7 protein-coding genes are annotated in these 12,126 nt (G+C 64.7%); 3 read left to right on the plus strand and 4 right to left on the minus strand.

The window, feature by feature from the left end; all coding sequences use genetic code 11:
• Window positions 1-124 precede the first annotated feature (124 nt).
• Window positions 125-517 carry a lysozyme inhibitor LprI family protein gene (locus tag HB778_RS15455; protein ID WP_183464623.1) on the minus strand — a complete coding sequence of 131 codons (393 nt, stop codon included), beginning with the start codon at window positions 515-517 and terminating at the stop codon, window positions 125-127.
• A gap of 447 nt (window positions 518-964) precedes the next feature.
• On the opposite strand from HB778_RS15455, the gene HB778_RS15460 reads away from it, so the two are divergent.
• The 3 genes from HB778_RS15460 (at window position 965) to HB778_RS15470 (ending at window position 7,761) form a co-directional block, all read left to right on the plus strand.
• Window positions 965-2,905 (plus strand): putative bifunctional diguanylate cyclase/phosphodiesterase, encoded by a 1,941-nt coding sequence (locus HB778_RS15460; RefSeq protein ID WP_244661923.1) that lies wholly within the window; start codon window positions 965-967, stop codon window positions 2,903-2,905.
• Window positions 2,906-3,340: 435 nt separating this feature from the next.
• Entirely contained in the window at window positions 3,341-4,561 is a 1,221-nt protein-coding gene (locus tag HB778_RS15465; protein WP_244661924.1) for an efflux RND transporter periplasmic adaptor subunit, read from the plus strand.
• Complete coding sequence (locus tag HB778_RS15470) at window positions 4,558-7,761, plus strand: efflux RND transporter permease subunit (RefSeq protein ID WP_183464625.1); 3,204 nt, start codon at window positions 4,558-4,560, stop codon at window positions 7,759-7,761. Before HB778_RS15465 ends, HB778_RS15470 begins: the two co-directional genes overlap by 4 nt.
• Before the next feature lie 110 nt (window positions 7,762-7,871).
• Here HB778_RS15470 and HB778_RS15475 read toward each other — a convergent pair whose 3' ends face one another.
• The 3 genes from HB778_RS15475 to ggt form a co-directional block, all read right to left on the minus strand.
• Entirely contained in the window at window positions 7,872-8,852 is a 981-nt protein-coding gene (locus HB778_RS15475; protein WP_183464626.1) for a 2-dehydropantoate 2-reductase, read from the minus strand.
• Window positions 8,853-8,854: 2 nt separating this feature from the next.
• A complete protein-coding gene (locus HB778_RS15480; protein ID WP_183464627.1) occupies window positions 8,855-10,375 on the minus strand; it encodes an acyl--CoA ligase in 1,521 nt (506 codons plus the stop codon).
• Between the two features lie 144 nt (window positions 10,376-10,519).
• Window positions 10,520-12,106 (minus strand): gamma-glutamyltransferase, encoded by a 1,587-nt coding sequence (gene ggt, locus HB778_RS15485; RefSeq protein ID WP_183464628.1) that lies wholly within the window; start codon window positions 12,104-12,106, stop codon window positions 10,520-10,522.
• Window positions 12,107-12,126: the final 20 nt, after the last annotated feature.

Consider the following 12,126-nt stretch of genomic DNA (forward strand, 5'->3'; position numbering starts at 1 on the left):
CGAACACAACCAGTTTGTGAGGATGCGTCCGGCCCGTGTTGGTGCAGTTGAGCGTTGCTTTGCAGGCATGAGACGCCAAAGCGAAGAGCAATCCACGATTGTGCTGATGATCCTGGTTGAGTGACTACGGGTTTTGCTGGACACGCTTTTCGAGCTCGGCCGTGCGTGCGCTCAAATCGTCCAGTTCAAACCCTTGAGATGAGAGGAAGGCCGCCGATCCGTTGTTGGGATCGGCGGCAAGACGGTGCGTTTCCTGCAAATGATGTTTCAGCCAGGCGCGCTGCTCACGCTGCAGCTGGGCACGTTGAGGGCCATGTTCGCGATGCATCAGGGTGTTGTAAGCCGCGTTCAACCTGGCATCTAACTTGTCGATCTCGGCTTTCCCGCAATCCAGCATTTGCGAGGTGACGCCGGCGGACCGGTCGATGCACGCTTTCATTTCGGCGTCGCTCTGCGCCATCGCGGGATGAGCCGCGGTCATGGCTGAAATTCCAAGGAGGCAGGCATATCGGCGCATGGACGCGGTTCCTGAATGCGGGTTAGGGCTGTTTCGGCGCGCGCCTCTCGGATTGGCAGCAAGCACGGTCCATCGGCACGTTGGACACGATATGTTGGGCGGGGCTCGAACGCGTCAAGGCTTGGCCCGTCATATCCTGCCTCACCCGTAACACCCGCGCTCCACCACCAGCCGGCGCACCAGTGCCGACACCGCATCAATCGCTGGCCTCGGCCTGTCCTTTAGCCGGCCAAATTTCCTGCACCGCGCCAACGCGTCGATCTGGATCGGCCGGCGCGCTCCAGCGAGTAAAAGAACGGCGCGTCACGGGCCAAAAATCGGGCGATTGCACCGTAAGGTGCTGAAATCCTTAACGCGATTTTCACCCGACTGGCCTAGCTACTTACCCCCATGTGGCACTCCGAGCAGCCTGTTCAAGGATCCGCCCCTCAGGGGCAGGGTGAATCCGTGGACGCCGGGATTCTCCGGGATCAGTTCGCCGATCTGCGGGCGGGTGTCTTCATTTCGATGCCTATCGGCACGGTCCTTTCGGCGCTGATCCTGGCCGTGCAGCTGCTTTCGGGCGGCGGGTTTGCGGCGGTGTTGTGGTTTGCGGCGGTCGGCACAATAAATGGCGCACGCATAGCCCTTGCTCTCTCCCAATCGGGCACCGCCGACAACTGGCTGAAGCCGATCGGTGCGCGGCTTTCTTCCTATGGCATGCTGGCTCTGGCGTCGGGCATCGCCTGGTCTTTCCTGGCGGTGCTGACCGATGGCTACACCACGCCCCAGGCGCCGATCTACCTGATCGTCCTGGCAGGCACGTCGGCCGGTTCGGTCACCTACGGAACATCATACGCCCCGGCCTCGATCAACTTCATGACGCTGCCGCTTTTGGTCGCCATCGGCTGCCTTTCGGCGAAAGGCGGTATCGAAAATTACATTCTGGCTTTCACGGTCCTGCTGTTTCTCGTTGGAATGATCAGAAGCGCGCTTCTTGGACAAGCCCGCTTCCGGGAAACAAGCCGCCTCAAATACGAGGCGAAAGACTTCGCCACCCAGATGGAGCAAAACTCCAGGCGCGATCCGCTGACGAATTTGCTCAACCGATATGGGCTCGAGCAAGCCATCCGCCAGCTTGGACTTGCCGACGGTCCGTTCGTGGCCATGCTGATCGACCTGGACGGCTTCAAATCCGTCAACGACACCTATGGTCACAATATCGGCGACGGCCTGCTGGTCAGGGTTGCGCGCAGGATCGAGGACCATGCTCCGCCTGGCGCAACCATTTCGCGCATTGGCGGCGACGAGTTCGTGCTGCTCTTTCCCGCCGGCAAATCCGTGCAGTCAACCGACGAGCTTGCATCCTCGATCATCGCCGCTATCGCCAATCCGGATCCGGCGTTGAATTCGGTGCGCGTCGGCGCTTCGATCGGCATCTATGTGTCGGAGAGGCCGCAATTGACGGAGATGCTGCTGCGGGCAGACTTCGCGCTTTATGCGGCCAAGCGCAGTGGCAGGAATGAATACCGTCTCTTCGATGCCGGTCTCGACCGCGGTCTCGAACGCAAGCACTGCATCGAGCGCGATCTGCGCGGCGCCATCGAAACAGGCACGCTTTGCTCATGGTTCCAGCCCCTGGTGCGGCTGGACACGAATGCCGTCGTCGGCTTCGAGGCGCTGCTGCGCTGGCGCCACCAGGTTCATGGCGCCATTTCCCCGCCTGAGATCGTCACCGCGGCGCGTGAAACCGGGCTGCTTTCCCTGTTGACGGAAACGGTGTTTCTCAACTGCTGCGCCATGATCGAAGAGCTGGTGAGAAGCGGGCGTCAGCATGTCCGGGTCGCGATGAATCTTTCGCCGCGCGAGCTCGAGGCGGGCAATGTCGACGAAATGATCCTGCACAGCCTCAGGACCAAGAATGTCCCGGTGGCGATGCTCGAGATCGAGATAACGGAAGAAGCGCCCGTGGATCGCGACAGGATTGACGAAAAGCTGGAACGCCTGGCGGATGCCGGCCTGTCCATTGTGCTGGATGATTTCGGCACCGGGTTTTCGACGCTGGTTTCGCTGAAGGACAGCCGGATCCGCAAGATCAAGATCGACAAGGACTTCGTTCGCGATCTCGCCAGCTCCGTGGAAGATCAGGCCCTGGTCAAGGCAGTCATCGATCTCGGGCGAACGCTCGGAATAGAGGTGGTCGCCGAGGGCGTCGAAACCGACGCGGATCGCCGGATCCTGCGATCGCTCGACTGCATGATCGCGCAGGGTTTTCTCTTCTCGCCAGCCCTTCCCATGCATGACGCGCTGGCCTTCGACGCAGGCCGCGTCGAAGGCTCCGCCGCCAAGGCCTTGTTCGATCCGGCGGCGGGCCTGCTGCGCAAACCCCAAACCGGCAACGCGGCGTAAGCAATGGACGCACGCCGGCCGGCGGCGACGGCGTCTCCATCCAGGCACAGATTCTCAACCTATTGAAGGACCGGCAGCAGGCGACATGCTGTTCATCGGCCACGATCTGCCGGTGGTAGGCCGCGACCGCATCGCCGTGATGAGGCAAGGCGAAATCTGCGCCGATGTGCAAACGTCTTGAGGTGGGCGGGAAGCGGACGGTCCGGTTCTGGGACGAACCAGCCAGAAAAAGTGCCATTCCGCTGGCGCCCTATCTTGGCCGCTAAATCGCGACTGGCTCTAGCCAAGTGGCGAGGCAGCCACAGGGTGGACATTTCAGCCCACATGGAAAATGATCATGTTGCCATGCACAACACTGCCGTGCTCTTCTCTCGACGAGAAGCCTGAGCGTAGAGCGTATCAACCGACCTCCGGGTCCAGCGAGCGGGGACGCAAATGGACACCCCAGGGAATGGGCAATTGCATCGCGACGCGGGCGGGCGACCCCATCGATCGGCCGGCTGGCTTGCCCGCGCCGCCGTGTCGGCGGCATTCCTGCTCGGCATTGCTTTCAGCAGCACAGCGTTTGCGCAGGACCAGCAGCTACCCGTGGTGACGGCGGCCAAGCCGGTGGTCCGTGAAATCGTCGAAGACGACGAGTTCGTCGGGCGCTTCGAAGCCGTCGACCAGGTCGCCATCCGTTCGCGCGTCAGCGGCTATCTGGATAAGGTCAGCTTCCAGGACGGCGCACTGGTCAACAAGGGCGACCTGCTCTTCACCATCGACCAGCGTCCGTACCAGGCGGCTTATGATGCCGCCAAATCGCAGGTGGACGTCGCCAAGAGTCTGCTCGAATTCTCCAAGATGCAGCTGGATCGCGCCGACGAACTCGCCAAGACCGGCAATATCTCAACCGCGACGGTCGACGACCGCCGGCGGGAATATCTTTCGGCGCAGGCGCAGGCGCAGATGCAGGGCGCGACGGCTGCGCTGACGACGGCCAGCCTGAACATGGAATTCACCGAGATCAAGGCGCCCTTGTCCGGCCGCATCGACCGCCGGCTGGTGTCGGTCGGCAACCTCGTGCAGCCGGATTCCACCTTGCTGACGACCATCGTCACGCGCGATCCGATCGACTTCTATTTCGACGTCGATGAGCGCCTGTATTTCAGCTACGCCCGCGACGCGAAGGCGCGTGGCGGCAGCATGCAGGAAGGCGCCGGCGGGCTCGATGTGGTGGTTCACGTCGCCGACCGCGCGGAGGCAGTATTCAAAGGCAAGCTCGATTTTGCCGAGAACCGGATCGACAACGCGACCGGCACCATGCGGGTGCGGGCTACGTTTCCCAACGCCGACGGCGTTCTCCAGCCAGGCATGTTCGGGCGCATCAACGTGCCGGGGTCGCTGCCGCATAGCGGCGTGCTGGTGCCCGACGAGGCGATCGGCGCCGATCAGGATCGCCGCATCGTGTTCCTGGTGGATGAGGCCGGGATGGTGTCGGCGAAGCCCGTGCGCACCGGCCCGCGTCTCGACGGCTACCGCGTGATCCGCGAGGGCCTGACCGGCAACGAGACGATCATCGTCAACGGGCTGATGCACGCCAGGCCCGGCACCAAGGTGAAGGTCGAGATGGTGACGTTGCCGCCCAAGGCCGAGACCGCCGAGTTGCAGCAATGAGGTTCGCACATTTCTTCGTCGACCGTCCGATCTTCGCATCGGTCGTTTCGATCGTCCTGCTGATCCTCGGCGGGATTGCCTATACCCAGCTGCCGGTCGCGCAATATCCCGAGATCGCGCCGCCGACCATCGTCATTCGCGCGCAGTATCCGGGCGCCGACGCCGAGACGGTCGCAGCGACGGTGGCAACGCCGATCGAGCAGGAGATCAACGGCGTCGAGGGGATGCTCTACATGTCGTCCTATTCGTCGGGCGACGGGGCGATGGCGCTGACCGTCACCTTCAAGCTGGGCACCAATCTCGACCAGGCGCAGGTGCTGGTGCAGAACCGCGTGTCGGTCGCCGAGCCGCGCCTGCCCGAAGAAGTCCGCCGCCTCGGCATCACCACCACCAAGAGCTCGCCCGACCTGATGATGGTCGTGCACATGCTGTCGCCCGACAATACCTACGACCAGCTCTACGTCTCGAACTACGCCCGCTCGCGGGTGCGCGACATACTGCTCAGACTTGACGGCGTCGGCGACCTCATCATCTTCGGCGAACGCGAATATTCGCTGCGCATCTGGCTCGATCCGGAAAAACTGTCCGCTCTGGGGATGACCTCGGGCGATGTGGTGCAGGCGCTGCGCGACCAGAACGTCCAGGTGTCGGGCGGCTCGATCGGCGCGCCGCCGACCAACAGCGGCACGGCGTTCCAGTACACGGTCACTACGCAAGGCCGCTTCAACGACGCACGCGACTTCCGATACGTGATCGTCAAATCGACCGACGACGGCCGCCTGATCTCGCTGCAGGACGTGGCGCGCATCGAACTCGGCGCCAAGGATTACGTTACCAACTCCTATCTCAACGGCAAACCGGCGGTGGCGCTCGCCATCTTCCAGCGGCCGGGCACCAACGCGCTCGCCGCAGCCGCGGAGATCCAGGACAAGATGAAGGAGCTTTCCCGCGACTTCCCGAAGGGGTTGAGCTACGACATCGTCTACAATCCAACCGAGTTCGTCGCCGAGTCGATCCACGAGGTCTACAAGACGATCCTCGAGGCGATGTTGCTGGTCATCATCGTCATCATCGTCTTCCTGCAATCGTGGCGCATGGCGATCGTGCCGATCGTGGCGATCCCCGTGTCGTTGATCGGCACGCTGGCTGTGCTTTATGCCGCCGGCTTCTCGCTCAACATGCTGACACTGTTCGGCCTCGTGCTGGCGATCGGCATCGTCGTCGACGATGCGATCGTCGTGGTAGAGAACGTCGAGCGCAATATCGCCAGTGGGCTGGCGCCCAATCCGGCGTCGCACCTGACCATGAACGAAGTCGGAACGGCCATCATCGCGATCTCGCTGGTGCTGATAGCCGTGTTCGTACCGACAGCCTTCATCCCCGGCATTTCCGGGCAGTTCTACCTGCAGTTTGCGATCACCATCGCCGTGTCGACGGCGATCTCTGCATTCAATTCGCTGACGCTTTCGCCGGCGCTGGCCGCACTGCTGTTCAAGCCGCACCACGCCGCGGCGGCGCCGCCGCGCTTTTTCCTGGCGCGGTTCGGACGGGCGCTCGCCGACGGCTTCAATCGCGGCTTTGACAGGGTCGCCCATTGGTATTCGAGCATCATCCGCGTGCTGGTCGGCTCGCGGATAGCGATCACCGCCATGCTGGCCGTTTTCGCCGCCCTCATCTACGCCACGGTCTACATGGTGCAGACGGTGCCGCGCGGTTTCATTCCGTCGCTCGACCAGGGCTATGCGATCGTCGTCGTCCAGTTGCCGGACGGTGCCTCGCTGTCGAGGACCGATGCGGTCATCCAACAGGCGTCACAGATCATCCAGAAAACGCCGGGCGTCGACTACGCAGTCGCCTTCGCCGGCTTCTCCGGCGCGACCTTCACCAACGCCAGCAACCAGGGCGTGATCTTCGCCAGGTTCAAGCCGTTTGACGAGCGACTGAAGGCCGGCCAGTCGGCGACCAAGGTCATCGGCAATCTGTTCGGCAGCCTGCAAAGCATCAAGGAAGCCTTCATTATCGCACTGCCGCCGCCACCGATCCGCGGCGTCGGCAATGCCGGCGGCTTCAAGCTGCAGATCCAGGAGCGCAACAGCGCCGACATGCGGCAGATCCTGGCGCTTGCCTACGAAATCGCCGGCAAGGCCAACAAGACGCCGGGGCTGGCGGGCGTGTTCACCACGTTCTCCGCGTCGAGTCCGCAATTCTTCCTGGCGATCGATCGCGACAAGGCGCGCATCCTGAACGTGCCGATCCCCAACATCTTCGAGACTCTGTCGATCAATTTGGGCACCGCCTACGTCAACGACTTCAACGCTTTCGGCCGCGTTTACCAGGTGCGGGCGCAGGCCGACCAGGCGTTCCGCCTCGATCGCGCCGACATCCTGAAACTGAAGGTGCGCTCGGCGACCGGCGCGCTGGTTCCGCTCGGTACGTTGATCGAGATCCGCGACGTCACCGGCCCGGCGCTGGTCCAGCGCTACAACATGTACGTCTCGGTGCCGCTGCAGGGCAACGCCGCGCCCGGCGTTTCCACGGGCGACGCGCTGGCATTGATGGAAGGGATCACGGCAAAGACGCTGCCGGCCGGTACCTCCTATGAATGGACCGAGCTCGCCTATCAGGAGCGCAACACCGGCAATGCCGCTGTCTATATCTTCGGACTGTCGGTGCTGTTCGTATTCCTGGCTCTGGCGGCGCAATATGAAAGCTGGGTGCTGCCGTTCGCCATTGTGCTGGTGGTGCCGCTCGGCGTGCTCGCGGCGTTGCTCGGCGTGTCTTTCCGAGGGCTGGACAACAACATCCTCGTGCAGATCGGCCTCATCGTGCTGATCGGGCTTGCCGCCAAGAACGCGATCCTGATCGTCGAATTCGCGCGGCAGGCGCAGGAACGCGGCCTGTCGGCCGCCGAGGCTGCCGTCGAAGCCTGCCGGCTCAGGCTGCGGCCGATTCTGATGACCGCCTTCGCGTTCATCCTCGGCGTCGTGCCGCTGATGATCGCAACGGGCCCGGGCGCGGAAATGCGCCAGTCGCTCGGCACCGCGGTGTTCTCCGGCATGCTCGGCGTCACCTTCGTCGGCCTGTTCCTGACGCCGGTGTTCTACGTCACGCTCAGGTCGCTGTTTTCACCGCGCAAGCCCCGTGCCGAGGCCGAACCTTCGGGGCCGGCAGAGGCGCCATCGGAGACGGCCGCCGAGTAGGGTTACGCAAAGCTGCTGATAGCAGGTTCAAAAGCTTAGGTCGGCTTTGGGTCCAAAAGCGGTTGCTAACCCGATGCAGGCAGCCCCCACATGGCTCAGTCTGCCCACCTTCACCCGTAGCACTCCCGCTCCACCGCCAGCCGCCTTACCAGCGCCAGCACCGCATCGATCGTCGGCGTCGGCTTGTCCGTTAGCCGGCCAAGTTCCTGCACGGCGCTCACCAGCGCGTCGATTTCCATCGGGCGGCCGCGCTCCAGATCCTGCAGCATCGAGGTCTTGTGTTCGCCGACATCGCCGGCGCCCTTGATGCGGCGGTCGACCCCGATCGGAAAACGCACGCCGAGGCTTTCGCCGATCGCCTGGGCTTCCAGCATCATGCTGCGGGCTAGCGTGCGGGTGCCTTCGTCGGCGACGATCGCGGCCAGCGTGGAGCCGGTCAGCGCCGAGATCGGGTTGAAGGAGAGGTTGCCCCACAGTTTTACCCAGATTTCGCTGCGGATGTCGTCGCGCACCGGCGCCTGCAGGCCGGCCTTGACCATCTCCTCGGCCAAACGCGTCACCCGTTCGCTGCGTTCGCCCGAGGGTTCGCCGAGCGAGAAGCGCTTGCCCTCGACATGGCGGATGAGGCCGGGCGCATCGACCTCGACGGCGGGATAGACGACCGAGCCGATGACGCGCTGCGGCCCGATCCGCTGCCAGATCGCGCCGCCCGGATCGACCGCGTTCAACCTGGTGCCTTCGAGCGGCCCGCCGACGCCATGGAAATACCACCACGGCACGCCGTTCTGCATGGTGACGACGGCTGTGTGGTCCCCAAACAGTGGCGCGATCTGGTCCAGCGCCGGGGTGAGCGAATGGGCCTTCAGCGCCAGCACGACGATGTCCTGCACGCCGAGCTCCTCGGCCTTCGCGGCGGCGCGGACGGGAGCCACCGATTCCTCGCCGTCCTCGATCAGGCGCAGGCCGATGGCCTGAATGGCTTCGAGATGGGCGCCGCGCGCCACGATCGACAGGTCGGTGCGGCCGGCGATCGCCAGCTTGGCGGCGAGATAGCCGCCGATCGCGCCGGCGCCGAAAATGGTGATCTTCATCGTCAAAGCCCGAGTTTGGCGGCAAGGCCGATGCGCTGCAGCTTGCCGGTCGCGCCCTTGGGGATTTCGTCCAGGATCAGCACCTTGCGCGGCACCTTGAAGTCGGCGAGCCGCGTTGCGGCGTGAGCGCGGATATCGCTTTCGCTGGCGCTCATGCCTTCGCGCAGCACCACCGCCGCCGCCACCTCCTCGCCGAGCTTGTCATGCGGCATGGCGAAGGTGACGACCTGCGCCACCGCCGGATGGTCCATCAGCACGTCGTCGACCTCGAGCGGCGAGATCTTTTCGCCGCCGCGGTTGATGATCTCCTTCAGCCGGCCCGTGACGCGGAGATAGCCGTCCTCGTCGAGCACGCCCTGGTCGCCGGTGTGGAACCAGCCATGCGCGAAGGCCGTGGCGTTGGCGTCCGGGTTCTTCTCATAGCCCGCCGTCACATTGGGTCCGCGGATGACGATCTCGCCGGTCTCGCCGGCTGTGAGCAGTCGCCCGTCCGGCGCCATCACCGCCACCTCCGGCCCGGCGCCGGCGCCGACGCTGCCCGGCTTGCGCAGGCCCGGCGGCAGCCGGTTCGAGGCCATCTGGTGCGCCGCTTCGGTCATCCCGTAGGATTCGATCACCGGGCAGCCGAAGGTTTTCTCCAACTCGCCCATCACCTGCGCCGGCAGCGACGCCGAGGACGAGCGGATGAAGCGCAGGCGCGCCGCCGCCAGCGCTTCTTCATTGCGCGCCGCGCGCGGCAGGATCGCCTGGTGCATGGTCGGCACCGCCGTGTACCAGCTCGGCCTGGCGTCGCTCAGCCACTGGAAGAAGCGCAGCGCGTTGAAGCCCGGCGTGCAGTAGATGCTGCCGCCCGCTGCCAGCGAAGACAGCACCGCCGCGATCAGGCCGTGAATGTGGAACAGCGGCATGATGTTGAGGCAGCGGTCATCGGCGCTCAGGCCAAGTGTCGCGCCGATATGGTGGGCGGAGGCCGCTATGTTGGCATGGCTGAGCGGCACCAGCTTTGGGCGCGATGTCGTGCCCGACGTGTGCAGCAGCAGCGCAATGTCGCCATCCCCCGCCATGTCGGGCGCTGCTTGCGGACCGATCGCCGCGCCCTCGATGGTGAAACTGCCGGCGGGCGTGTCCGGCTGCACGACAAGCCGCAGTACGCCGATGCCGAGACGTTCTGCCACTGCCACCGCCGGCCCAGTCTCGTTTTCCGCCACCAGGATCGCCTTTGCGCCGATGTCGGTGAGATAAAAATCGAGTTCGTCGGCGCGATAGGCGGGATTGAGCGGCGCCGTCGACGCGGCGGCCGCCGCTGCGACAAAGGCGGTGGCCATCTCCGGCCCGTTCGGCAGCACGATCGCCACCCGGTCGCCCCGGCCAATGCCGAGCGCATGCAGTTGTTTTGCCGTGGCCGCGATCAGGTTGCGCAGCCCGCCATGGGTGAGGGTAGCGCGGTCGGGCGCCAGGATTGCCGGAGCGTCATCGGCGCCGGCGGCGAGACGGTGGGAAAGGTCTTTTGAATTCGTGCTCATGGTCACCGACTATGTTTCAAACGACTGCTTCTAGAAAGCCCGGGAGATAAGCTCCGCTTCCTTCTCCCCGTTTACGGGGAGAAGGTGCCCGAAGGGCGGATGAGGGGCAGCGCCAACCTCCGGAAACCGGCTCCCCCGACCGCCTCAATACCCCAGCGCCATCCCATCCTTGCGCGGATCGGAGGCGCCGGTGAGCGTGCCTTTCTCCCAGTCGATCAGCACCACTTGCCCGCCGCCAAGCGGATGCTGCGGCTCGGCGACGCGATGGCCGCGCTGGCGCAAGCCTTCGATCGCCTCGGCGGGAACATTGCGCTCGGCCTCCACCGTATCATCATTGTAGAACACACGCGGCGCATCCAGCGCCTGCTGCGGGTCCATGCCGAAGTCGATCATGTTGGTCAAAAGATGGACATGGCCGAAAGGCTGGTAGCCGCCGCCCATGACGCCGAACGGCATCACCACGCGGCCGTTTTTCGTCGCCATGCCTGGCATGATCGTGTGCATCGGCCGTTTGCCGGGTGCGATCGCGTTCGGATGCGCCGGATCGAGGCGGAAGCTCGAGCCACGGTTCTGCAGCACGATGCCGGTCTTCGGGCCGACGACGCCGCTGCCGAAGGAATAATAGGTCGAGTTGATGAAGGAGACCGCGTTGCGGTCGCGGTCGACGATCGAGATGTAGACCGTGTCGCTGCCGGGCAGGTCCAGGCGCGGCAGATGCGTCATGGCGCGGTCGCGGTGGATCTCGGCGCGCAGCCGGTCGGCATAAGCCCCGGACAGGAGCTGCTTTACCGGCACATGAACCTGGTCCTGGTCGCCGACGTAGCGGTCGCGGTCCTGGTAGGCGAGGCGTCCGGCCTCGATCTCCAGATGCAGGCGCTCGGCGCCATTCGGGTCGAGCCCGCCGAGCTTGAAGCCCGACAGCACGTTCAGCATCAGCAGCGCCGTCAGCCCCTGATTGTTCGGCGGCATCTGGTGGATGTCATGGCCGCCATAGGCGGTGCTGACCGACGCCACATAGTCGCCTTTGGTCGCGGCGAAATCCTCGTGCGAATGCAGCCCGCCCAATTCATTGAGCCGGCGCACCATATCGTCGGCGACAGCGCCTTCGTAGAAGCCGGCGCGGCCTTGTTTGGCGATCACCCGCAGAGTGGCGGCGAGTTCCGGCTGGCGGTGGATATCGCCGGCCTTCGGCGCCTGGCCGCCCGGCAGGAAGATGCGCGCGGCGTGCTCGTCGGCCGACAGGTCGGTTTCCGGTTCCGCCCAGTCGAAGGCGACGCGGTCATGCACGACATAGCCGTTCTCGGCATAGTGGATGGCAGGCGCCAGCACCTCCGCCAGGCTCTTGCGGCCATGGTCTTCCAAGAGCCGGCTCCAGGCGTCGACGGCGCCCGGCACGGTGACCGCATGCGGCCCCTGTTTCGGAAGCTCATTGAAACCCTTGTCGAGATACCAGTCGACGGTGGCGGCCGCCGGCGCGCGGCCCGAGCCGTTGAAGGCCAGCACCTCGCCCTGTCCCTTCGGGCAGTAAAGGACGAAGCAATCGCCGCCTATGCCGGTCGATTGCGGCTCGACGACGCCCTGCACGGCGGCGGCGCAGACGGCGGCATCCATGGCATTGCCGCCGGCGCGCAGCATGTCGATCGCGGCAAGGGTCGCAAGCGGGTGCGAGGTCGCGGCAACCGCTTGCGTGGCACGAACCGGCGAGCGGCCGGGAAACTGGAAATCACGCATTCTGTCTGGATATCCCATGG

It is taken from the genome of Mesorhizobium huakuii (genome assembly GCF_014189455.1).
Classification (GTDB): Bacteria; Pseudomonadota; Alphaproteobacteria; order Rhizobiales; family Rhizobiaceae; genus Mesorhizobium; species Mesorhizobium huakuii_A.